Here is a 22,613-nt window from a genome sequence, read left to right as displayed (position 1 = left end):
ATTATTATTAGCCCTGCGGATTCGGGGCGATTTTGCGCAGCTTCTTCATCAGCGCGATTTCAGCGCGTGAGAACGGGATACCGTTCTCCTCAAACACGTCGTGGAACCACAGGCGGCAGTAGTCCGTGGACTCCTTCATCACTACCGGCCACGGCAGCCAGGTCTGGGTTTTACCGCGCACCAGCCCCCACTGATACGGCGCGACCTTCGCCATGTACATCAGCGGGAGCTGCTCTTCGATGGTGCCGCCCACGTGACGCGCCAGCCATTCGGTGCAGAAGATTGGGCGGCCCAGCGCCTGAAGCTGCTGGATAATCGCCGTCATGCGCCCGGTATTGGTATAGGCGTGGTAGCTCACCACATCTGACAGCGCCAGCGCGGTCTGGTCCAGCGGGTGCTGGTAAAACGTCTCGCCCTCTTCTTCCGCCGGCAGACGCCACGCGCAGATGGTGAGCGGCTGGGTCGGGTCTTCCTCACGCACCCAGCGGAACGCCTGCTTCATCAACTCGTGCGCGCAGGTTTCCAGCTTCTCGTCGTACAACACCTCCTCCGTGCCGGTCGCGAAAATGCCGCGGTTGCCCGGCTCGTTATACAGATCCCAGAGCAATACGCGCTTATCCTCGCGAAACTGGCGCACAACGTCGCGGATATAGCGCTCAATCTGTGGCCAGCAGTCGCGATCGCACACCTTATCGCGTCCCGGGCTCGCTGCCGCCTGGCTGTTGTGCTTGCCCGGTACGGGCGGCTTTTGCGGGCCGAGGTACGGCTCGTCGCCGGAGAAGCCGCAGTCATCCATCAGGGTCAGCATGGTGCTGAACCCGTGACCGTCGGCAATCGTCAAAAAGCGGTCGATGCGCGCCATCAGCCCGTCGCGGTCGTGCTCCCAGACGATGAACGGCAGGTTGATGCGCAGGGTGTTATAGCCCGCGTCCGCCGCCCAGCCCAGCTCGCGGTCGATGGTTTCGGCATCGAAGGTCTCTTCCTGCCAGATATCGGTCCAGTTCACCGCCGTCGACGGCAGATAGTTAAACCCGCACAGCCAGCCTTTCTGCTGATACCACGCCTGTGCCTGCTCCCTGCTCCATTGCTCTTTCATTACGCATCCTCTTACTGATAATATTTAGCTAATAAATATTAGTTGCAGAATAAATGCGCAAATCGTGGCGCTCAGAAAAGCGACGCCTCTCACAAAGTTCACGCTTCGATGGATGAGAAACGTGATCGACGGCGCGGAAGCGCGCGGTTAGGGTATGATGCAAATTCGCGAAAGGGAGAGGACGGATGAAGCGAAAAACAAAAGTGACGATGAACGATATTGCGCGGGCGGCAGGGGTGTCGCAGGCGACGGTATCGCTGGTGCTTAACCAGTCCCGCAACATCAAGCTCAGCGACGATACCCGCCAGCGGGTGATTAATGTGGCTACCGAGCTCGGCTACGACCGCCTCCCCGCCGTTCACGCCCCGCGCAACCAGGAGGAGATCGCCCTGCTGGTCAGCTCCATGCAGAGCTTCGACCCGTTTATCGACGCCATCAGCCAGGCGCGGGAAGCGGCGTGGCGCAACGAGACCCTGCTCACCGTCTACGACTACGGCGACGACGTGGAGCTGGCCCTGAACATCATCCGCCAGCTGGACAAGCGCAACTGCATCGGGATTATCCTTGCCTCTCCGGTCACGAACGTCGTCGATATGACGGCATTCCAGGACTGCACCCGCATCCCGCTGGTGCTGCTCAACCAGCGCGACCCCGGCTCGCCGCTGCTGCCGTCGTTTATTCCGGACGACTACGCCAACGCTTTCCAGGTTACCAGACACCTCATCGCCTGCGGCGCCACGCGCATCGCCCACATCACCGGCGAGAGCTGGATGGAGGCCTCGCGCCAGCGTCTGGCGGGCTACCAGGCGGCATTACAGCAGGCCGGACTGGCGTGCGACGACGGTCTGGTGCGCCAGACCAACTGGCAGTTCAGCGAGTCCTTTACCGCGACAGCTTCGCTGCTGGAACTGGCCGAGCGCCCGGACGCCATCTTCTGCGCCAGCGACTGGCTGGCGATCGGCTGCTACCAGGCGCTGGCGGTGAACAGCGTGCGCATTCCGCAGGATATGCTGCTGGCGGGCTACGACGACCAGAAGATTTCCGAGCAGCTCACCCCGCCGCTGACCAGCATCCAGTTGCCTTACAGCGAGCTGGGACGGCTGGCGGTGGAGTACCTGTGCAATCAGGAAGATGCCGCCACGCACGTGACGCTGGCGGGCAGGCTGAAGGTGCGCGCCTCAAGCCTCGTCTGAGGTAAACACCATGCCCGCGTAGGGCTTCTCGCGACACGCCGCCAGCCGCGCGGCGAGGCTGCCCACGTGCAGCTCCAGCTTGTGCCCGTCCGGGTCGAGAAAATAGAACGACGCCCCCTCGCTTTTGTTCTGCTTCCAGACGGTGACGCCCGCCTGCTCAAGCCTTTGCGAGAACGGTTCAAAATCCTCTTCCGCCACGGTAAACGCGTAGTGGGTGTAGTCGCTCTCCTGCGGCGGCACATACTGGCGCGCCTCGTCGTACGACAGGCAGACCCACAGATCGCCGCAGGTAAGATAGGCCCCGGTATTCCAGCGGGCGTGCAGCGCCAGCCCCAGCAGCTCGTGCCAGAAGGTGACGCTTTTTTGCAGGTCGCTGACCGCGAGGGTCAGGTGGTTGAGTGATTGCAGCATGACGTGCCCCGCATGACTGAAATTTAGTTAATTGATCTTACCTCTACAGAGCCTTTTCAAAAGCATTTCGGAGTAATTTGCATTAAGTGAACTCCATATTTAGCCCCCCCCATAATTGACAGCAGTAGATGCAGAGGATCTTGTTATATGATACTCGCTATCATATACCTCGGACATATAACCAAATGAAAAAAATCATAAAATACCGTTTAAGTAATCTTCAGACATTCATAATTTCTTTTTTCTTAATAATTATCGGTTGTAGTATAACGCGGTATACCAGCCTTGAAACCGCATGGCTTTTTTTGTTGGGTGGGCTTTTTTTAGCATTTATATCACTTCTGGAAAGCAAGCGTCTTTCGCGCGTTGAAAAAGGGGTTTCTCTTATTTTCTTTGGGATATTCATGGGATTAGGAATTCCAGAACTGTTCCAAAAAAACTATAAAGACTTAATGACCCCTGATTTCAACGAGAACCTTGCTATATTTACTCAAATGGCTTTTTTTGTTTGTGCCGGAGCCGGAGGAGGTGTACTCGCCAACCATGCTGAGAATATTAAGACGGTCGACGTCACACCAAATACGCAAAATGGAAATGTTGATACAGCATTGAACTATATAAAAACATTGCAAGTAGAAGCCATATCACAGCGTAAAAAGATAGAGCAGTTAAGGTTAGTTATAATCGTAGCTGTAGGCTTGGGTTTGGCAAACCTTATCGTAACCATTTTAAAGTAGAGAAGGATGCAATTGAATTGTTCAATAATTATGATACTGTAGTTCTATGAACATAAACCACGCCGTGCTCACCGTAAACCGCTGGTGGCTGCCTTCTTAAAGGCGGCACGGAGTTGTTTTCCTCATTTTCAGATAGCCGCCGAAAGGCGGCTTTCTCACATCTTAGACCCCTTTCGGCATTACAACGTTAAGGAGTCTTTATGAACGCACCAACCATTCTCACCGGCGATCGCCCAACCGGCCCGCTGCACCTCGGTCATTTCGTCGGATCGCTGCGCCAGCGCGTGGCGCTTCAGCAGACGCACAACCAGTTTGTGCTGATTGCTGACCTTCAGGGGCTAACCGACAACGGCAGCAACCCGCAAAAAATTCGCGACAACATCCCCGAAGTGCTGGCCGACTACCTCGCCGCGGGCATTGACCCGAACCAGACCACGATCTGCCTGCAATCCGCCCTGCCCGCCCTTGCAGAGCTGACGATGCTGTATATGAACATCGTCACCGTCGCCCGCGTGGAGCGTAACCCGACGGTGAAAAACGAGATTGTGCAGAAAGGCTTTGCCCGCTCGCTGCCGGTCGGGTTTATGGCCTACCCCATCAGCCAGGCGGCGGACATCACCGCGTTTAAGGCCGAGTGCGTGCCCGTCGGCGACGACCAGCTGCCGATGATTGAGCAGACCAACGAGATTGTGCACAAGATGAACAGCCTGCTGCCCGCCCCGGTGCTGCGCCACTGCAAGGCGATGCTGAGCGACACCAGCCGCCTGCCCGGCATCGACGGCGGTGCCAAGATGTCGAAATCGCTGGGCAACACGCTGCACCTTTCGGCCAGCGAAGAGACCATTCACCGTGCGGTCAGCGCCATGTACACCGACCCGAACCATCTGAAGGTGAGCGACCCGGGGCAGATTGAGGGGAATGTGGTGTTTACGTACCTCGACGCGTTTCATCCGGACAAGGAGAAAGTGGCGGCGATGAAGGCGCATTATCAGGCGGGCGGGCTGGGCGACAGGGTGTGTAAGAACGAGCTGGAGGCGTGTTTGCAGGAACTGATTGCGCCAATGCGGGAGCGGAGGGCGATGTACATGCAGGATAAAGGGGAGCTGATGGCGATGCTGAAGCGCGGGACCGAATGGGCGCAGGGGGTGACGCAGGAGACGTTGAGGGAGGTGAAGGTTGGGCTGGGGGTGCCGGTGTTTTGATGAGGTGAGTTGATTGAGGTTGGGCGGTGGAGTGCGTGCTGTTAGCACAAAGCCGCTTATTATCTCATTTAATATAATATTAATTCCGCCAATAATTCTTAATTCGTCGTTTAGATATAATTAATTGCTTTATCTACATTAATATCACATTGATATTACCCTTTATAATACATTTGAAGGGATACTATGGCTGATGTAGAAGATATAGCCCGGAGATTATGCAACATAATCGCTTCTCCTGATACAGTTACTGGGCTTATAAATGGAGGGCTATCTGTACCGTTAGATTATGGATATCTGGTTTACGGAATCTTTGACACAGATACCAGGTATGCTCGTGAAACTCAACGTATAAGAATGATGACTGCCATAAAAAACGACATTTTGAATTACGAGAACATAGTTAACGCAGTTAACGTTATATTTAAAGCATTCAATAGATATTTAACCGAGGAGGAGCAGGATAAAATATACAGATCTGTAACGACTTCAATGGCAGGTAGAATATCAACCAATATTATCACATCAACAATCGCAAAGCATGTTATTGAAAGGACGTCCTTCACGTTTGTTGTTTTCAAAGGGAAAAGTAACCCAATCACGGCACTGAGCACACTCCTTTTGTTTGGGGGAATGGCTGAGCGATCAATTAGAACATCTGACAGACTCGAAGCAGAAGCCCCAGAAGTATATCAACTTCTGAGACCAAGAGACTATGACTTACTTTATTTTCTGTTCGCTGATGCCGTCCAGCCTTTCGTAGATGCTATCCATGCAGGTTATTCAGAAGGAAAACCTGTATTTAATCAAATCATAAAGAAAGTTAATGAAAAACTAACTGCACACACTACGGCAGGCGCGTATGAGTAAGTTTATCACCCCAATTATAAACCTGCTTCTTTGCTCATATTTAGTTTTAGCCTATATCCTTAGCTGGGTTGAATTCGAAACATGGCATGATAAAACAATCGCCTTTTGCATCATTACCCTAAGTGCCTACCTTATTTCATTAGTAATGAATAAATTCCTGCCAGGAAAGATACATATTTTTGGCGGGCTCCTGGATGTGTTATCAGGTCCCTTACTTATCATCGGTGCATTTGCTTGTATAGCTGTCCTTGAACCATGGCCTCTGAAAGTTATTGCCTTATTCATATGGGTCGTTGCGATGTTGCGCCTACCTTCTTTTGTAAATATAGATGAGGAATAATCATGTCAAATCCAGCATATCTTTGGTTAACCGATGCTAATGGCTCACCAATCGTAGGAGGTTCCATGGTATCCGGTCGGCTAGGCGCTAATGAAATAAAAGCAGTTGCTCATCACCTCACCATTCCTGTGAGTGGAAATACAGGCCGATTAACAGGTACTCGTGTACATACCCCAATTGCCGTTCAGAAGGAGTTTGATAAAACAACACCCGTTCTCTTCAGGGCACTGTGTGAAAATCAAACACTAAAATCGGCTACGATAAAAATGTATCAAATTGATGATGCAGGAATCGAGAGAGAATATTTCAACATTATCCTGGAGAATGTAAAAATCACGGGTATCACGCCAAATCTGTTCCCGGGTTCTGGAACAGGAACGCATACAGAGACGATCGAGCTAAGGAAGGTGCGAACAAGTCCCTGATATGAGATCATGTTTGTCATCTGGAGCCATGGAACAGGGTTCATCATGAGTCATCAACTTACCTTCGCCGACAGTGAATTCAGCAGTAAGCGCCGTCAGACCAGAAAAGAGATTTTCTTGTCCCGCATGGAGCAGATTCTGCCATGGCAAAACATGGTGGAAGTCATCGAGCCGTTTTACCCCAAGGCTGGTAATGGCCGGCGACCTTATCCGCTGGAAACCATGCTACGCATTCACTGCATGCAGCATTGGTACAACCTGAGCGATGGCGCGATGGAAGATGCTCTGTACGAAATCGCCTCCATGCGTCTGTTTGCCCGGTTATCCCTGGATAGCGCCTTGCCTGACCGCACCACCATCATGAATTTCCGCCACCTGCTGGAGCAGCATCAACTGGCCCGCCAATTGTTCAAGACCATCAATCGCTGGCTGGCCGAAGCAGGCGTCATGATGACTCAAGGCACCTTGGTCGATGCCACCATCATTGAGGCACCCAGCTCGACCAAGAACAAAGAGCAGCAACGCGATCCGGAGATGCATCAGACCAAGAAAGGCAATCAATGGCACTTTGGCATGAAGGCCCACATTGGTGTCGATGCCAAGAGTGGCCTGACCCACAGCCTAGTCACCACCGCGGCCAACGAGCATGACCTCAATCAGCTGGGTAATCTGCTGCATGGAGAGGAGCAATTTGTCTCAGCCGATGCCGGCTACCAAGGGGCGCCACAGCGCGAGGAGCTGGCCGAGGTGGATGTGGACTGGCTGATCGCCGAGCGCCCCGGCAAGGTAAGAACCTTGAAACAGCATCCACGCAAGAACAAAACGGCCATCAACATCGAATACATGAAAGCCAGCATCCGGGCCAAGGTGGAGCACCCATTTCGCATCATCAAGCGACAGTTCGGCTTCGTGAAAGCCAGATACAAGGGGTTGCTGAAAAACGATAACCAACTGGCGATGTTATTCACGCTGGCCAACCTGTTTCGGGCGGACCAAATGATACGTCAGTGGGAGAGATCTCACTAAAAACTGGGGATAACGCCTTAAATGGCGAAGAAACGGTCTAAATAGGCTGATTCAAGGCATTTACGAGAGAAAAAATCGGCTCAAACATGAAGAAATGAAATGACTGAGTCAGCCGAGAAGAATTTCCCCGCTTATTCGCACCTTCCCTAAGATATGAGGCAATCACCTGGAAACACTGTGACGGGAATATCGTTTACAGAGATGCCTGGAATCATATGGCGATCGCCTGAACTGACTTCAAAATTTCTCGGGCCGAGGTAACGTTGTGCTTGTCGGTCTGACCAAGCGGAACGCCGCCGGAAAGCGCTGGCGATGATTTCCACCGCTTTAAAGGAGAGCATCATGATGGAACCCACTCTCTCACAAGTTATTGAGGTTGTTCGAAACTCCTCAGGGGAGCAGCGTAAACCTATCGATAGCAATACGTTGATTGAGGCCGATTTGCATATTTGCGGTATGGACGGCGAAGACCTACTGGAAGACTGCGAAGAAGCGTTTGGCGTTCAGCTTGCCACGGAAGAAGATGGCTATATGAAAACGTTCTCTCTCGCAGAAAATGAGTATCTGTTTACGGGTGAAGGTATAGACTTTTTTGGCATCTGTCGGTTTATCCGCTGGGTACGTGGCATACCCGAACCTGTTATACGTGATTTAACCGTCGGCGAACTTCATGCTGTGCTGGTTAAAGCTGTAAAAGAGCAGGTAAAGCACGAGTGACTGTTGCTTAATACGGGCATAGGATGACATGCCCGTATCGTTTTATTGCTTCAAGGATTACATGAGGTGGGATCAAGAGATTCATATGTCGCATCTACCGTTAACTGTTTGATTATCCATATTAAAACACCATATTTACAAGTCAGAGCATGGCCAGGCCAGGGAGCCCTAAGGGTTTTGTCGCAATCAAAAGGTTAGGACAAATGTTATTCCTTTTTGATTTTATATTACTGGAATGACACAGGATTTCTAACACTCCCATTTTAAAACACTTACGCTGCATAATATTATTTATCGGCAATTCAGCGAATATTACATTTATAATTAACAGGAACCATTACTATCCCTTCTTTAAAAGATGACCAATATCAATCTGGATATTAATTTCGGATTTTAGCCCGACTTATTAACCACTTTATGTATATTCGCCATACAGTCTAAAACCTAGCATTGCTGCATTTACTCTTCTGCCCCTACAAGGAATTGTCATGCAGCTTTACACCAATGAATTCACCGCTGAGTTGAAAGCGGAAATAGATCGTTCCCCTTTTACCTATGAAGAACTGGCCGCCATGCCCGAGGACGCACGCGCCATCATTGCCGAACAGGAAGCCTTTCATCGACAACATCCCGTCACCGCCATCTGGCGGATCGCCACGGCTGGCAGCCAGACCCGACTGGGCGGCGTTGTTCTTCCCGTCGATCGTGAAGCCACAATGCTCATGGACGATGGGAGTTACACCAGCGTGATTGTCGAAGGGGATTGTGTGGCCTATCCGGATGGAACGCTCGCCACGATTATGACCTCAGCAGGAGAAGCGTTTTCCTGGAGGCATCAGGGCGTTGCGCTGGTCGGCAGCCTGCTTGATAACGATGACGAGATTATCAGCACACCGCTCGGCAGTACTTATCTGGTCACCCGCGAAGGGATTCCACCTCAAGAGGATTTCTTAACCTGGCCCGGAGAATAGGCCATGGGCTACCGTTCCACGAACTACGGCCGCGGTCAGGCGCTGCACGGCGACAGAACGACCACCGGCGCAATATGTTGTAGCACCCTGCCCAACTGCACCGAGCACGGGCGCGGCGTTATCCGCGTTGGCGATAAAACTACGGCATGCCCTAAATGCGGCAAACAGGGCGTTGTTGCAGACGGCGAACCTCGCGTTAACTGGATGGGACAAACCTCAGCCGTCGATGGTTCTGTCGTCATTTGTGGCTGCCCGCACGGAACCAACCGCGTGATCGCCCCATCGGGAGAGTGGCTCGGCTCCGGTCCCTCTCCTGAACAGATCGCACAGGAAAAGCATCAGGCCATGCTCGCAGCACGCCTAAAAGAGCAAGAGGCCGAAGCGCAGCGACAAGCAGAAGAACGCGATCGCAACCGGGTATTTGCGAAATCCTGCCTGCGCGGTGAAGGCTGTAACGATGCAGGCACCGGAAGAGAGCCCCACACCAATTTCGGCGAAATGGCATTTTACCAGGCCATGCCCAACGACGCCCCGCAGCACGCCCAGGCGGCAAAGCGTAAGGCGATTCCAAAGCCGAAGCAACGCAGCGCGCTTTATCTCTGGTGGAACGGGCATCACGAGGAGATGGACTACCAGGCTGCCGTTGCGGCCGAAGAAAGGGCCTGGACCGCGCGGACCGCGATCGCCGATGCCAGCGAACTCGCACTCGTTGGCGGGCGCACCATCACTTCCGGCACATGGGCCGTGCGCGGCGCTGCACTTGGCGAGATAGCTACGGGAGGCCTTGGTGCACCTGTCGCAGGGCTGCTGATAGGGATGTATCCCGGCAAGCTGAACGACGGCGAACAGGATTTCATCGACAGGATGCGCGCCGAACAGATGCGGGAAGCCCCTACTCGCATTGCCTTTTCACTGGTGCTCATGGCGGTAAATTCCGCTTCGCTCATGGTAGTGAAAGGACTGTCAGCCGGTGGCCGGATGGCGTCATAAATCGCTTTCCGCGTTGCCTCTTCGCCGTGCTGCATAAACGCATCATTCCAGTCACCGAATACCGGCGACAGGGCGACAATGCCCTCGCAGGCTCCTGCGGCCACAGCGGCTTTGTTCTGGCCGTCACCGTTAAGGTCACGGTCGGCGGCGAGGACAATCTGACAGGCCGGGTGTTTCTGGCGGACAAGGCTCGCCAGAGAAAGGAGGTTCACGGACGACAACGCCACCATAACGGTTTCACCTGTCAGGTGATGCACGGTGAGCGCGGTCGCATAGCCCTCCGCTATCCACAGGCGTTTTCCGGCCTGTTTTTTTCCTTCGATGGTGTGGCACGCTCCTTTTACCGCCCCGCCTTTCAGGGTGCGTTTGAGACCGTCAGAACTGATAAGCTGAAGGTTAACCAGTGCGCCGGTATCGTCATACAGCGGGACAACCACATCACCGGCGCGAAACGTCACTCCGCCGGTTTTGTGTGTGGCCGACAGTACCGGACATTCCCGGTCGGGGAAGCCCTTGCGGGTCAGGTAGGCGTTGCCGCTGGCCGGTCGGGTTTTCTCCATGAGCCTGACGGCCAGTGCGGCCGCCGCTTTGCGGTCGGTATCGGTTTCAGCCTCTGCGGCCGCAATCACTTCCGGGGCAACCGGCGGCAGGTTGCCGGTCACGGCGTTCACCTTCCCGGCAGCCTCTGATGCGTTCATGCCGAACACTTTCTCTACCAGTTTAAGTCCGTCACCCGCACCGCACTGGTTGCAGTACCACGTCCCGCGCCCCTCTCTATCGTCAAAGCGAAAACGGTCAGAGCCGCCGCACACCGGACAGGCCTGATGCCGGTTTTTTATGACCTTCACACCCAGCGCCGGGAGAATGTGCGGCCAGTGGCCGCACGCCTGTTTTACCGTCTCTGTTACGTTCATTTTCATCGTTATTTTCTCCCTCAGTGCATAACAGGCGATTGCATGTGACGGGCACAGAGTTCATCCATCACTGCGAGCCCGAGAAAGGACAGCGACGGCGCGGCTTTGAGTGGTCCGGCTTCCATTAAGTCTTCCAGTAGTGCACAGGCAATCTGGCGACCTTTCTCCTCGCCATGCTGGCGCAGGTAGAAGCCCTCCAGCTCGTCGGCAATGGCACTTTCCAGCGCGTCGAGAGTGAGGTGCGGGTAGCGGTGCTGACGTTCGCATACTGTCAGCCACGCACAGGCGACAGCGCGGCGATACAGCGCGGCGCGTAATATGGGCGGTAGTGGCTTTTTCATACGTTACCCTCCCCGGTCAGCCAGCGCTGATTGCAGTGTTCGACCACGCCGTCGAGCTGGGCGGTCATGAGGTAAATCACGGAGGTGAGCTGTAACTGCTGCGCAGGGTCACGACGAATGGCCGTGCAGTCCTGCACCTGCATCAGATCGCCGACGAGCTGGCCGACGTTGCGAAGGTGTTCAAGGCATTCAAGGTCTGCCCGGCTGATGGTGGGCTGATTTATATTTTGCGGCCGTTCTGCACTGTTAACAGGCATAATTTCGTCTCCTGAGGTCGTGCGTATCCCTGCGCAGATACGCACATTTAATATTCGTTATCGTTTTGTAATTACAGATAATGGCGGTAGCTGTTATCCGGTTTTATTTCCGTTTCCGGCCTGAAATTATTTCGCCATTTATACGCCACCGGTGCCGGGCGTTTAACCGGGGGAATATCGTCAGGATATTTATCGATATTCCGCATCCGGTATTTCTGTAATTCCGGGTCTGCGGCAAGCTCACTCAGAACAGCATGGCGGTTTTCAGGACTGCGTTTAAATACGTCGGGAGACTCGCAGGTAAATTCACGCAAAAAACGACCGAGTGGAATTTCTGCCATATCACCAGTAGCGATAATACGAATGAGGATGGTGTAGGTGCGCCGGTAGGGATTCCAGACTTGCCCCGGGCAGCGGTACGGCATATCCCATGGAATACCGTCGGCCAGAATGCCTGACACCACCACGTCAGGAAAGCCTGAACAACGGTATGTTTCACCCGGCTGAGGGAAATCAAACATGGTGCTCCCCTCCGTTCCCCGATGTCGTGGCGAGAAAGTCACGGCACAGGCCTTTGGCTTTCAGCTCTTCCAGTACGTAGCTAACGTCCTCATGGATATAACTAAAAATCTGCGGCAGGTATAGCTGGTGTAGACCGTTCAGTTCACGGTGCAGCAAATCTCCACCAATGAACTGTGAGACGGCGCTTGCGCGATTGAGTTTATGATACGCCTCTATGCTGAGGTGTTCCTGCATGGGGTTAAGGTCATCACGACGCGCTGAGACGGTCTGAAGTGTGTTTTTATTAGGCATGTGACACCTCCACAACCGGCAGACGGGCGGCAAGGGAAAGCACGTATTCGCGGACAAGGGTGCGACGGGCGGCCAGCTCGTCACCGGCAATGGTGCGGAGCATACAGATACGGGGCTTACGGTCTGCGCGACGGACGGCGGCAAACACAAAGACAAACTGCGGGTGTGACGGGTTGAGGGTCGTAGCCATAGGGGCAACCTCCTTGAAGTAGCGGTTATTGCTACCACCAGAGTTCCTACACTCATGGGTGGTAGCCCGGACGGGGGTAGGAATACCGGCCTTCAAGGAAACCGGCCAGCCCGAGGGCTGCCCCGCCCGGACCACCATTATCTGATACAGGCTGGTGTGAAACCACCATAGCCCAAAAATAAGGTGTACCTGAGCAACGACGTAAAAAAAGACGCATGGCGCGTCTGGTGTCGCCTTGAAGTAACACGGGTTCCTACGCCCGGCTGTCGATTTTGCGACAGCGACAAAACTGTACCAGGAAACACACAACAGATGCAAGCCAGAAAAAGGGGCTTTGTGAAAACGGTTCTGATTCATGCGTTGTATTTCCGGTTACGGTGGGCGATACGTTCTTCCATCCACGCCGTGATTTCAGATTGTAGCCAAGCGACATTCTTACCCCCGAGGGAAACCTGAGCCGGGAAAGCATCACGGGCAATTAAATCGTAGAGCGTGGAGCGGGACAGGCCGCACTGATGAATTACTTCCGGAAGACGTAAAAAACGTTCCTGAGCCGGGGATGAAACCGGCATCGGGTGCGTGCCAGTGTGGGTCGATAGTGCTGATGAAACTGTATGCATAACGCTACCTCGTTAATATCCGCAGAGATCCGGACGTTTCCGTCCGGTATCAGGTAGCGCTCTATTTTGTGAATATTTTGGTCTGATGCAACAAGTGAATTTTGTATGAGGCATGGCACAGGCTGTCTGAATTTTGAGCAGCAAAATTTCAAATTGCTTTAAATGACTTTAAATGGCTTCAGGCGGAAATAAGAATTTATCTTCGATTAATTACACCTATGGTTATATGTTAATTAATAGAAATTAACGTAATTATGAGGCAATGCTAAATTTCTATAGCGTGAACAGTTGGTGAACAGTTGGTGAACAGTCACAACCTCAACTGTACACCCCTTATCTTACTGTATTAATTGTCTTTTTCTTTTCAGTGAACAGTGGTGAATAGTTATAAGTAAAAAAACAAACGATGAGTAAGGTTTTGCTGAGACCTTTCTCTGGCCAGCCGGGTTTTGAGTGCTGTTTGTGCCAGAACTGCCACAACTGCAATGAATCGAGATGTTGTGTGATGAAGGGCAGAATCATTACAGGTTGAATAAACGGAGAGCCTGAACATGAAACCCGAAACACTCATCACCGCCCTGCAAGATGTAGCCGCTCAGCAGTACGCAGAGAACAGTCCGCACATCACCGACAAGCTGAGCGCATTCACTGCTGCCAGAGACACCCACGCGGCCAGCATGCAGGCGCTGAAAGAGATTGATACGTCCATTGAACGCTGTAAGCAGGAGCGGCAGACAGCCCTCGATGAGAGCGCTGAGGCGGAGCAGGACTGGCGCAGCCGCTTTCGCACCCTGCGCGGCAGTCTTACGCCTGAAATGAAAGCTGAGCACAGCAGGCGTATCGCCAGTCGCGAGCTGGCCGACGAGTTTACCGGCCTGATTGCGGAGCTGGAGACTGACCGGACACGCGCCATGCTGAATGCCTGCTCCACCGGCAATAAATACCTTTCAGCGCATGAAGATGCCTTTACCGCTTACGCCGGTGCGGAATGGGCTCAGGCTGTCAATGCGGTTCCTGTCACCCTCATCCGCGCTTTCCTGCTGCGCATTCGTGCCCTCGAAATGAAGGGAGAAAGCGCCCCGCAGTCCGTGGCCACTGGCGAGCTGCGCGATGCGCTGAGCCGTCAGGGCAGCCTGTATCACTTCGATATGACGCAGGAGCCGGTGTTGTCCGTGACGGGCATGCACCGGCCGCAGATTACTGACGTTGATACGGAGCTGTTACGCAGCCCTGCGAAGAGAATGATGCTTGCCAGAAAGCTGGCTGAAAATGGCGAGACAGAAGCGGAGGGGTAAGCATGTTTCACTGCCCGTTCTGCAAAACCAGCGCGCATTCCCGCACCAGTCGCTATCTGTCCGATAACGTCAAACAGCGCTATCACCAGTGCATGAACATCGAGTGCTCGGCCACGTTCCGCACGCTTGAATCCATCGACGGGGTTATTCGTTCACCGGTGACAGAGCCGGTTATCCCGCTACCCGCACCGGCGGCCACCGTTAACCGTGCCGGTGCGTAAGCACGGCCAGTCATCAGGAGAAACATACGTGACCACACTGACGCTACAGAAAGCCTTTGAGGCCTGTCAGGCAAATAAATCCGCCTGGCTGCAACGCAGGGAAGAACTGACGCAGGCCGAACAGGCATACCGCGAACAGCTTGCCGGCAGCGGCCACAGCGGCCGGAGCCTGCAAACCCTGCGCGAGATTATCGACGTGAAAAAATGGGAAATTAATCAGGCTGCCGGTCGCTATATCCGCTCGCATGAGGAGGTGCAGCGCATCAGTATCCGCGACCGTTTAAATGATTTTATGCAGGTGCACGGCGCGGAGCTGGCCGCCGCCCTTGCCCCTGAACTGATGAATTATCCCGGGCAACACCCCGCCGTTCAGCGCTGCGCCATGCAGCACTCACTCGACTATCTGCGCGAGGCGCTACAGCTCTGGCTGGTCGCCGGTGAAAAAATTAATTATTCGGCGCAGGATAATGACATTTTAACGGCCATCGGATTCAGACCTGACGCGGCTTCGTGCGATGATAGTCGTGAAAAATTCACGCCTGCACAGAACCTGAATTACACCCGCCGCCGTGCAGAACTGGCCGTGCAGTAGTCCGCTTAAAAATCCCCGAAAATCCCGCCATTTTTACGTATAAAAGCCATGCATGCATAGGTGCATGGTTTTGCATGCGTTTTAACGACACTGAATTCCCCGCCAGCGCCAGCACTGGCGCACCCTGAGGCCGATCATGCATCTGCATTAAAAGCGCCCCCTTAAGCGGGCAGGCGGGGCGGGGAGAGCATTGCGCGTAAGAAGTAGTGATTTTGATTGGATTGCAATTTATACTAGTAAAGTTTGAATAAAGTAATTATCTGTGAAAAATTTATGAGGGACTAACATGCAATCAAAATCAATAAATCCCACATCGTTCTTGAACACCAGGAGTTAAAATGTCAAAAATATCAAAAATTGACACTTACAACATTATTAACAAGGGAACTGTAAGTGAACTTGATTTAAACAAACGCATAACTATATTAACCGGGTATAATGGGTCTGGGAAAACTACACTTTTAAAAGCTATTCACGAAACCATAGCCATTTATAACGACACCATATACCCACACAAAAGAAAAGGCCTTGCTGTCGATATATATTTTGAAAACTCTTACAAAATTAGAAACTTTACTCTTCCGGAAGATGCAAGGCAGCTTGACCTAAATGATCAATCATTTGTTGCTAAACATGTAAAAATTACTGATAAACTTGATTTGGCTTATAAAAAACTATTAAATTCCTTAACCAGAAATAATTCTGCCGAAAAAATCAAATCAAAAGACAACATTAAAATAGGCGAGGATAGTAAAAAAAACAGCAGTTACAATGGATTGGTAATTTTTCCAAAAGATAACAGCAAAAAATTATCATCCATATTATATTGCGATGAACTATTTTTCTTCAGCGACGATGAGGACTCTACAAGTAAAGAAAAACTTGAAGAACTCGATGTCTATTCAAGAAGTAATAACCTAGCTAAAACATTGTATATTTTGCTTCAGGAATTCTCTAAAGAATCAATTTTAAACGAGAAGGAAAGAGAAAAAATTGATGCAATGAATGAAATTAAATCCATGTTGGATTATGTTCCAGAGGATAGAAAACTCTCCTTGGAGAAAACTATTCGGGAGCTTGAAGAGAAATCCGATTATAAAAGAGAGTTGAATGATTTTATTGCAATCGTTAATTCTTTTTTTGAGTTAACAAATAGAAAAATATTTATTGATAATGAAGGACTCATATCTCTTGAGTACAAAGAAAATTATTACAAATGGTTTGATTTTTCAAAAGGAGAAATGACATTATTATCCTTACTCTTAGTCGTATACTTACACAGAAATGAAAATGTTATATTTTTATTTGATGAGCCTGATTTATCATTGCACATAAAATGGCAAAAGAATCTAATTTCTAAGCTCGCTGCTATAGCACCTTCTTCACAATTTATCATCAGCACTCATTCCCCAGCCTTGATTGGAAATTATAACGATCAAAGTATTATCAACATAAGTAGCTTATCTAGGGGGGAATGATGAGTAATTTAGGTTTTGGATTTGACAATGACTACTATCAAAATATGAAATATTTTGATGAGGACGAAATAGAAACTGTTTTAGTTTTTTTAGAAGACATGGCAGACTTGCTTGTTTGGGGAGTTTGCTTCCCAAACAATAAACCTATTAACTTCGAATTCAGAAGCACTGAACAATTCGTATTTACAGATAAAATAGTGTCCAGTGGATGTGATCGAATACTCAGCCTTGTAAAAAAAGGAGATATTGTACTTGGTCATAATGTTATTGCCTGCCTTGACAGTGATCATCACGAAATGACTAATTTCCGCAATACTCCTTATGGGGAGTACTATAAAAACCCTAATATTTATTTAACAAGACTGCATTCATTAGAAAACATACAATATCACTTCAATAATATTGATGAACTTCTTGCTGATTCGGTTTGCAAACATGTTTCAGCACTAACACTGAAACCTTCAGATATAGCTAAAGAACTGTCCAATCAAATATACCCTGCCTTTTCAAAATACCTTTTTTTATTATCTTTTGAAAACAATAAAAAAGCATTAGCAATATCTGGGTACGGAAAACTAAAAAAAACAATTAAGTACATGTCATCCGTTGAAAAAACATCATGTACTAATAACTCATCACTTTTGAATTCTAGTCACTGGCGACAAGGAGTATCAAGGTTATCTGATATTAACACTAGCTTGACACAAGCGATATCTGATTTAAATAAAAGCAATGAATATACTGCATATTGTAGTAATTGGAATCATAAAGGCTTTACAATGGATAACGCCTACCTCTTCATGAGAGGACATAATATTAATGATTTCTTTGTTTCTATTCTTGATAAGACATATGATTTATATACGCAACAAGAATGTCAAAGGTTAGTACAAATATGCACTCAAAACAATAAATCGCCTGAAGTTATTCAGCAAAAAGTAGAGCATTATAAGCAAACTACACAACTTTTTAGTTCATTAAAAAAGAAATTACTTGTCCCAGTTAATTCTATACATTTATTCTCCCAAACAGCACAAAGAATCGCACAAGTATATTAAAAAAGTAATGAGGGCTATGCAGCTCTCATTACTCCTCAAGAACATCTATTTTTTGCAAATTCATATGGTGATAAATATTGCACACGACTTTCATCAATATAATCAGCCCACCATTGAACCATTTTCTTCCTTTCCTCTAAATACTCTGATGTATGAACATAAGCAGCCCGGACACTATTACGTTCTGAATGGCTCAACTGCCGCTCTATAGCGTCATCACTCCACAACCCTGACTCACCCAAAGCACCGCGCGCCATTGTTCTAAATCCATGCCCGCAGACCTCAGTTTTCGTGTCATATCCCATCGCACGCAATGCGCTGTTTACCGTGTTTTCACTCATAACCTTAGTTGCGTCATGATCACCCGGAAAAAGCAGCTCTTTATCACCACTAATCTGCTTTAACTGGTCTAACAAAATCATCGCCTGTCGACTAAGCGGAACGATATGCTCCTCTTTCATCTTCATGCCACGGTACGAGTAACGCACGCCTTTAATTTCTTCTCGTTTTGCAGGTACTCGCCAGAGAGATTTATCGAAGTCGAACTCATCCCAACGCGCGAAACGTAACTCACTTGAACGCACAAAAGTTAGTAAGGAAAGCTCGACCGCGATCCGTGTCATTACACGGCCACGATAAGCAGCAAGACGAGCAAGAAACTCAGGGAACCGGTTTGAGGGCAAAGCGGGGTAATGTCGCGCTTTAGTTGTCGATAGCGCACCGGCCATATCACTGGCTGGATTTGAGTCGATGTAATCGTTCTGTACGGCATAACGCATAATGGCAGTAACGCGCTGTTGCAGGCGCTGAGCAACGTCATGCTTACCACTGGCATCAACTTTTTTAATCGGGGCTAACAGGTGACTGGTTTTGAGCAGGCGAATGTCGGACGAACCGATATGAGGAAAAATATAAAGCTCAAGATAGCGAAGAACGCGCGATCGATGGTCTTCACTCCATCGCTTGTTACTGGCATGCCATTCACGAGCAATGGTTTCGAAAGTATATGCCCCCGAATTCTCGGCCTGAGCTTCTTTCTGTTCAGCTTTTGGATCGATGCCCTGTACTAACAGCTTTTTAGCTTCGTCGCGCTTTGCTCTTGCCTGAGCAAGCGTCACAGTAGGCCACACACCAAAAGCGAGGCGATCCTCTTTTTTGTCAGAGGGGCGTCTGTATTTCATGCGCCAGTATTTAGAACCCTTGGCCGAAACCTCGAGATACAAACCGCCGCCATCGGCCATTTTGTAGGTTTTGTCTTTTGGCTTTGCGGTCTCGACCTGTCTGGCGTTGAGCTTCATTTGGGGGCACATTTCTAATCGAAGTTAAGATGCCCCCAATTATGCCCCCAATGACATCCGGATTTCAACGGACAACCTCGGACGACTCAGGACGTAAAAATCGCTGCAAGCATTGATTTTTAAGGGATAATTGGACTTTCTCGGATGGTCTTGGAAGTACTAATGGTGCCGAAGGCCGGACTCGAACCGGCACGTATTTCTACGGTTGATTTTGAATCAACTGCGTCTACCGATTTCGCCACTTCGGCACTGAAGGGGATGCGGAAACGTTGTGGATTATACCTGTCGCGCGCCGCCATGCAAGCGACGACGCGCTAAACCCGCGCTAAGTGCCCAAAAAACCAGCGCCCTGGTTACTCCAGCTCAGACACCGCCAGCCGAATCACCCCCGCCGCCTTCTGCTCCGGCAACGCCAGCACCTTCGCCCACATCTCCTGCACCATATCGCAGGAGAGCTTCTCTTTGCCCGCCGCCTTCTCCGGCATCTGCAACAACTGGATGTCCTCGCCGTACTTATCGGCTAGTTGTTTCATAATCGGCCGGACATCCTCGACAGCCGCCTCGCGTTCGGCCGGGGTCACGGTGTGGCGGTTTTTGCCGTAGGCCGCGCGCATCATGTCCGCATCGGCCTGCATGCGCCGCGCCATCAGGTCTTTATCCAGCATGCGCATCGGGTTCACGCCGCCCTTCACCATCGGGTAGAGGAAGCGGAAGCAGGCGTCGTCGCTCACCTTCTGGATGGCGGCGGTCTGCTCCATATTAATGGTCATGTAGTTCACCACGTTGGCGTCCGGGGCGTTTTGCAGGCGCGACATCTGCAGATGCAGGATCTGCGGCTGGATGGTGTCGATAATCTGCTGCTCCGGCTCGCCCGCTTTTTGCAGGGCGGCCATCTGGTAGAGGATGCGCTGATGCAGCGCGGGCTCCTGCTCCTTAATCACCTGCCAGGCGGGCATCGCGTTGAGGGCGTTATCCATCTGCCGTTCCGGGGCGCGCTGCCTGTCGAAAAACACCCAGAACGCCACGGCGGCAGCCGCAATGACGACAATCATAATACGGGTCCACGTTTTATTCATCTCGCATCCTTATCCTTGAGTTATGCCGGTTTACACCGGCACGCCGCTGTGGAAGCGAAACTCGTTGTCCGGTGTCGAGATAAGTGTGGCTTCAATTTCGCCAAAAAGCTTTATGCGCGGTGAGATATCGTCGTCGCTCACCCGCCGGGCCAGCGTCAGGTAGTCCTGATAATGGCGCGCTTCCGAGCGCAGCAGCGAGAGATAGAACTTCTGTAAGTCATCGTCGAGGAACGGGGCCAGCGTGGCGAAGCGTTCGCAGGAGCGGGCTTCGATGTAGGCGCCGCAGATGAGCTTGTCGAGCAGCGTCAGCGGCTCGTGGGTGCGCACGTCCTTCAGCATCCCTTTGGCGTAGCGGCTGGCGGTGATTTTGACGTACGGAATGTCGCGGGCCAGCATCGCCTCACGCACCTGCCAGAAATGGTGCAGCTCCTCTTTAATCAGCAGCACCATGCTGTCGATGAGCGCCTGGCCCCACGGGTCGTCGGTTTTGGGCATCACGCTTTTGCCAATCTGCCTGTGCAGGGCGATAAAGTCCGGCTCCGGGCCGTCGCGGAAGGTGAACTGTTCGTAGGGCTTGAGCCAGTCGAGCAGCGCGTCGGCACCGCTTTCGTCGGCGACGTATTTACGCACCAGCAGCAGCGCGGTCTGGGCGGCCTTGAGCTCGCACACCATGTGGTCGGTGAGCAGCAGCGGCAGGTTCGCCGGGTCGCGGGCTTTATCAATCCATGCTTGCGGGGTCGGGCACTGGAGGAAGTTGAGTACGGGGGCGAGTATCTGCGGGTAATCCATGGTTCTGCCTTGAAAAAAGCGGTGGCGCGCGCCACCGCCTGAAACGCTTAGTGACGCACGCCGTCGTCGTCTTCGTCGACGTAATCTTCGTCGTCGCCTTCTTCGCCGTCTTCACCGTTCGGATCTTCGAAGTAGGTTCCCCAGCCGTCGTATTCCACCTCAAACTTCTCGGCCAGGTTCATCAGCTGTTCTACCTGCGCGTCGATCAGCTCCGCCTTCAGCGCGCCTTCGCTCAGGATGTCGCAGCAGATGACGGTGTCGCCCTCTTCCACTTCCAGCTCTTCCGGCTCGGTCACTTCGTAACCCAGCTTGAAGGCTTCCACGGCCATTTTTTCCAGCGCTTCAAAGTCGTCCGCAGAGAAATGGTGCTCGATGGTGTACAGCGCGTCCGGATCGCTACCGTCTTCCAGCAGTTCTTCAATAATCAGACGCGTCTCTTCGCGTTGCTCTTCCAGTAATTCCGGGTTTGCCATGGGTCAATCCTCTTTAAAGTGCGGCAGATACTTCTATTTTCACACACGGACGGGTTTGCCTCCACCTTTGTTAGAAAGATTTGTGAAACGGGGTTGCAAATGAATAATTACACATATAAAGTGAATTTTAATTCAATAAGTGGCATTCGCCATGCGAGGATAAAATGTCTGATCTGTACAAGAAACACTTTCTGAAATTGCTCGATTTTACCCCTGCACAGTTCACCTCTCTGCTGACCCTTGCCGCACAGCTCAAAGCCGATAAAAAAAATGGCAAGGAAGTACAGAAGCTTACCGGTAAAAACATCGCGCTCATCTTCGAAAAAGACTCGACCCGTACCCGTTGCTCTTTCGAAGTTGCCGCATTTGACCAGGGCGCTCGCGTTACCTATTTAGGGCCGAGCGGCAGCCAGATTGGGCATAAAGAGTCAATTAAGGACACCGCGCGCGTGCTCGGGCGGATGTACGACGGCATTCAGTATCGCGGGCACGGCCAGGAAGTCGTCGAAACGCTGGCGCAGTATGCGGGCGTGCCGGTATGGAACGGGCTGACCAACGAGTTCCACCCGACGCAGCTGCTGGCGGACCTGCTGACCATGCAGGAGCACCTGCCGGGCAAGGCGTTTAACGAGATGACGCTGGTCTACGCGGGCGACGCGCGCAACAACATGGGCAACTCGATGCTGGAAGCGGCGGCGCTGACGGGGCTGGATCTGCGCCTGGTGGCCCCGAAAGCCTGTTGGCCGGAAGAGAGCCTGGTGGCAGAGTGCAGCGCGCTGGCGGAGAAGCACGGCGGGAAAATCACCCTGACGGAAGACGTGGCGGCGGGCGTGAAGGGCGCGGACTTTATCTATACCGACGTGTGGGTGTCGATGGGCGAAGCCAAAGAGAAGTGGGCGGAGCGTATCGCGCTGCTGCGCGGGTATCAGGTGAACGCGCAGATGATGGCGCTCACCGGCAACCCGGACGTGAAGTTCCTGCACTGTCTGCCGGCGTTCCATAACGACCAGACCACGCTCGGCAAGCAGATGGCGAAAGAGTTCGATCTGCACGGCGGGATGGAAGTGACGGACGAGGTGTTTGAGTCGCCGGCGAGCATCGTGTTCGACCAGGCGGAAAACCGGATGCATACGATTAAGGCGGTGATGGTGGCGACGCTTGGGGAGTGATTGGGTCCTCTGAGGGCTGGTGCCCCTCACCCCGGCCCTCTCCCACAGGAA

At 51.7% G+C, this 22,613-nt stretch carries 29 protein-coding genes, 1 tRNA gene and 2 pseudogenes; 18 read left to right on the top strand and 14 right to left on the bottom strand.

The window, feature by feature from the left end:
• Positions 1-7: 7 nt before the first annotated feature.
• Positions 8-1,096 carry a cellulase family glycosylhydrolase gene (locus KTH07_RS00430; RefSeq protein ID WP_017383880.1) on the bottom strand — a complete coding sequence of 363 codons (1,089 nt, stop codon included), beginning with the start codon at positions 1,094-1,096 and terminating at the stop codon, positions 8-10.
• Positions 1,097-1,281: 185 nt separating this feature from the next.
• On the opposite strand from KTH07_RS00430, the gene KTH07_RS00425 reads away from it, so the two are divergent.
• Positions 1,282-2,289, top strand: a complete 1,008-nt coding sequence (locus KTH07_RS00425) for a LacI family DNA-binding transcriptional regulator (RefSeq protein ID WP_023303024.1) — start codon at positions 1,282-1,284, stop codon at positions 2,287-2,289.
• Here KTH07_RS00425 and fosA read toward each other — a convergent pair.
• A complete protein-coding gene (fosA, locus tag KTH07_RS00420) occupies positions 2,275-2,700 on the bottom strand; it encodes a FosA/FosA2 family fosfomycin resistance glutathione transferase (protein ID WP_023303023.1) in 426 nt (141 codons plus the stop codon). The two genes, KTH07_RS00425 and fosA, sit on opposite strands and share 15 nt — an antisense overlap.
• Before the next feature lie 185 nt (positions 2,701-2,885).
• Between fosA and KTH07_RS00415 the strand changes: the two genes are divergently transcribed.
• From KTH07_RS00415 to KTH07_RS00375, 10 genes and pseudogenes are all read left to right on the top strand, one after another.
• Complete coding sequence (locus KTH07_RS00415) at positions 2,886-3,437, top strand: hypothetical protein (protein WP_032634092.1); 552 nt, start codon at positions 2,886-2,888, stop codon at positions 3,435-3,437.
• Between the two features lie 200 nt (positions 3,438-3,637).
• Positions 3,638-4,639, top strand: coding sequence for a tryptophan--tRNA ligase (trpS, locus tag KTH07_RS00410; protein WP_023303021.1), 1,002 nt, complete (start codon positions 3,638-3,640; stop codon positions 4,637-4,639).
• 186 nt (positions 4,640-4,825) lie between these two features.
• Positions 4,826-5,509, top strand: a complete 684-nt coding sequence (locus KTH07_RS00405) for a hypothetical protein (RefSeq protein ID WP_023303020.1) — start codon at positions 4,826-4,828, stop codon at positions 5,507-5,509.
• Entirely contained in the window at positions 5,502-5,849 is a 348-nt protein-coding gene (locus KTH07_RS00400; protein WP_023303019.1) for a hypothetical protein, read from the top strand. The genes KTH07_RS00405 and KTH07_RS00400 overlap by 8 nt, the downstream gene beginning before the upstream one ends.
• A 2-nt stretch (positions 5,850-5,851) precedes the next feature.
• Positions 5,852-6,274: a type VI secretion system tube protein Hcp gene (locus tag KTH07_RS00395; protein ID WP_217310868.1), complete on the top strand. Its 423-nt coding sequence runs from the start codon at positions 5,852-5,854 to the stop codon at positions 6,272-6,274.
• A gap of 45 nt (positions 6,275-6,319) precedes the next feature.
• Complete coding sequence (locus KTH07_RS00390) at positions 6,320-7,300, top strand: IS5-like element IS5 family transposase (protein ID WP_000019402.1); 981 nt, start codon at positions 6,320-6,322, stop codon at positions 7,298-7,300.
• A gap of 146 nt (positions 7,301-7,446) precedes the next feature.
• Positions 7,447-7,530, top strand: a pseudogene (locus KTH07_RS23565) (cytoplasmic protein USSDB7A); the annotation flags it as partial.
• A gap of 115 nt (positions 7,531-7,645) precedes the next feature.
• A complete protein-coding gene (locus tag KTH07_RS00385) occupies positions 7,646-8,017 on the top strand; it encodes a hypothetical protein (RefSeq protein ID WP_032620952.1) in 372 nt (123 codons plus the stop codon).
• Between the two features lie 488 nt (positions 8,018-8,505).
• Positions 8,506-8,988 carry a hypothetical protein gene (locus tag KTH07_RS00380; protein ID WP_023303016.1) on the top strand — a complete coding sequence of 161 codons (483 nt, stop codon included), beginning with the start codon at positions 8,506-8,508 and terminating at the stop codon, positions 8,986-8,988.
• A 3-nt stretch (positions 8,989-8,991) separates the two neighbouring features.
• Complete coding sequence (locus tag KTH07_RS00375; RefSeq protein WP_223862344.1) at positions 8,992-9,978, top strand: PAAR domain-containing protein; 987 nt, start codon at positions 8,992-8,994, stop codon at positions 9,976-9,978.
• Here KTH07_RS00375 and KTH07_RS00370 read toward each other — a convergent pair.
• The 7 genes and pseudogenes from KTH07_RS00370 to KTH07_RS00340 all read right to left on the bottom strand — a co-directional run.
• Positions 9,882-10,898: pseudogene (locus KTH07_RS00370) on the bottom strand (primase-helicase zinc-binding domain-containing protein); the annotation flags it as partial. The gene KTH07_RS00375 and the pseudogene KTH07_RS00370 sit on opposite strands and share 97 nt — an antisense overlap.
• 14 nt (positions 10,899-10,912) lie before the next feature.
• A complete protein-coding gene (locus KTH07_RS00365) occupies positions 10,913-11,233 on the bottom strand; it encodes a DUF5375 domain-containing protein (RefSeq protein ID WP_032620858.1) in 321 nt (106 codons plus the stop codon).
• The gene (locus KTH07_RS00360) at positions 11,230-11,490 is read right to left on the bottom strand and encodes a hypothetical protein (protein WP_044488962.1); all 261 of its coding nucleotides are present in this window, start codon (positions 11,488-11,490) and stop codon (positions 11,230-11,232) included. Before KTH07_RS00360 ends, KTH07_RS00365 begins: the two co-directional genes overlap by 4 nt.
• Positions 11,491-11,561: 71 nt before the next feature.
• Positions 11,562-12,011 carry a hypothetical protein gene (locus KTH07_RS00355; protein WP_032620857.1) on the bottom strand — a complete coding sequence of 150 codons (450 nt, stop codon included), beginning with the start codon at positions 12,009-12,011 and terminating at the stop codon, positions 11,562-11,564.
• The gene (locus KTH07_RS00350) at positions 12,004-12,303 is read right to left on the bottom strand and encodes a hypothetical protein (RefSeq protein ID WP_032620855.1); all 300 of its coding nucleotides are present in this window, start codon (positions 12,301-12,303) and stop codon (positions 12,004-12,006) included. Before KTH07_RS00350 ends, KTH07_RS00355 begins: the two co-directional genes overlap by 8 nt.
• Positions 12,296-12,850 (bottom strand): host cell division inhibitor Icd-like protein, encoded by a 555-nt coding sequence (locus KTH07_RS00345; protein WP_032620854.1) that lies wholly within the window; start codon positions 12,848-12,850, stop codon positions 12,296-12,298. The genes KTH07_RS00350 and KTH07_RS00345 overlap by 8 nt, the downstream gene beginning before the upstream one ends.
• On the bottom strand, positions 12,847-13,113 hold the full coding sequence (locus tag KTH07_RS00340) for an AlpA family transcriptional regulator (RefSeq protein ID WP_026094409.1): 267 nt from the start codon (positions 13,111-13,113) through the stop codon (positions 12,847-12,849). Before KTH07_RS00340 ends, KTH07_RS00345 begins: the two co-directional genes overlap by 4 nt.
• A gap of 551 nt (positions 13,114-13,664) precedes the next feature.
• Between KTH07_RS00340 and KTH07_RS00335 the strand changes: the two genes are divergently transcribed.
• From KTH07_RS00335 to KTH07_RS00315, 5 genes are all read left to right on the top strand, one after another.
• Positions 13,665-14,408: a hypothetical protein gene (locus tag KTH07_RS00335; protein ID WP_032620852.1), complete on the top strand. Its 744-nt coding sequence runs from the start codon at positions 13,665-13,667 to the stop codon at positions 14,406-14,408.
• 2 nt (positions 14,409-14,410) lie between these two features.
• The gene (locus KTH07_RS00330) at positions 14,411-14,629 is read left to right on the top strand and encodes an ogr/Delta-like zinc finger family protein (protein ID WP_023323621.1); all 219 of its coding nucleotides are present in this window, start codon (positions 14,411-14,413) and stop codon (positions 14,627-14,629) included.
• A 28-nt stretch (positions 14,630-14,657) separates the two neighbouring features.
• A complete protein-coding gene (locus tag KTH07_RS00325; protein ID WP_017692853.1) occupies positions 14,658-15,221 on the top strand; it encodes a phage polarity suppression protein in 564 nt (187 codons plus the stop codon).
• 338 nt (positions 15,222-15,559) lie between these two features.
• On the top strand, positions 15,560-16,699 hold the full coding sequence (locus KTH07_RS00320) for an AAA family ATPase (protein ID WP_032620851.1): 1,140 nt from the start codon (positions 15,560-15,562) through the stop codon (positions 16,697-16,699).
• Positions 16,696-17,757, top strand: a complete 1,062-nt coding sequence (locus tag KTH07_RS00315) for a DUF4435 domain-containing protein (protein WP_080288371.1) — start codon at positions 16,696-16,698, stop codon at positions 17,755-17,757. The genes KTH07_RS00320 and KTH07_RS00315 overlap by 4 nt, the downstream gene beginning before the upstream one ends.
• Before the next feature lie 35 nt (positions 17,758-17,792).
• Here KTH07_RS00315 and KTH07_RS00310 read toward each other — a convergent pair whose 3' ends face one another.
• The 5 genes from KTH07_RS00310 to rraB all read right to left on the bottom strand — a co-directional run bounded on the left by KTH07_RS00310 (position 17,793) and on the right by rraB (position 21,393).
• Positions 17,793-19,055 carry an integrase arm-type DNA-binding domain-containing protein gene (locus tag KTH07_RS00310; RefSeq protein ID WP_032620849.1) on the bottom strand — a complete coding sequence of 421 codons (1,263 nt, stop codon included), beginning with the start codon at positions 19,053-19,055 and terminating at the stop codon, positions 17,793-17,795.
• Between the two features lie 163 nt (positions 19,056-19,218).
• Positions 19,219-19,303 (bottom strand) — tRNA-Leu (locus KTH07_RS00305).
• Between the two features lie 105 nt (positions 19,304-19,408).
• Positions 19,409-20,131, bottom strand: a complete 723-nt coding sequence (locus tag KTH07_RS00300) for a hypothetical protein (RefSeq protein ID WP_032620848.1) — start codon at positions 20,129-20,131, stop codon at positions 19,409-19,411.
• 30 nt (positions 20,132-20,161) lie between these two features.
• Positions 20,162-20,920 carry a tRNA isopentenyl-2-thiomethyl-A-37 hydroxylase MiaE gene (miaE, locus tag KTH07_RS00295; protein WP_023302996.1) on the bottom strand — a complete coding sequence of 253 codons (759 nt, stop codon included), beginning with the start codon at positions 20,918-20,920 and terminating at the stop codon, positions 20,162-20,164.
• Positions 20,921-20,967: 47 nt separating this feature from the next.
• Positions 20,968-21,393, bottom strand: coding sequence for a ribonuclease E inhibitor RraB (gene rraB / locus KTH07_RS00290; protein WP_017694625.1), 426 nt, complete (start codon positions 21,391-21,393; stop codon positions 20,968-20,970).
• 99 nt (positions 21,394-21,492) lie between these two features.
• Between rraB and KTH07_RS00285 the strand changes: the two genes are divergently transcribed.
• Positions 21,493-21,588 carry a hypothetical protein gene (locus KTH07_RS00285; protein WP_213704808.1) on the top strand — a complete coding sequence of 32 codons (96 nt, stop codon included), beginning with the start codon at positions 21,493-21,495 and terminating at the stop codon, positions 21,586-21,588.
• On the top strand, positions 21,558-22,562 hold the full coding sequence (gene argF, locus KTH07_RS00280) for an ornithine carbamoyltransferase (RefSeq protein ID WP_023302995.1): 1,005 nt from the start codon (positions 21,558-21,560) through the stop codon (positions 22,560-22,562). The genes KTH07_RS00285 and argF overlap by 31 nt, the downstream gene beginning before the upstream one ends.
• Positions 22,563-22,613: the final 51 nt, after the last annotated feature.

It is taken from the genome of Enterobacter cloacae complex sp. ECL72, from assembly GCF_019056635.1.
Classification (GTDB): Bacteria; Pseudomonadota; Gammaproteobacteria; order Enterobacterales; family Enterobacteriaceae; genus Enterobacter; species Enterobacter hormaechei_C.
This window is presented reverse-complemented; position numbering and strand designations above follow the sequence as displayed.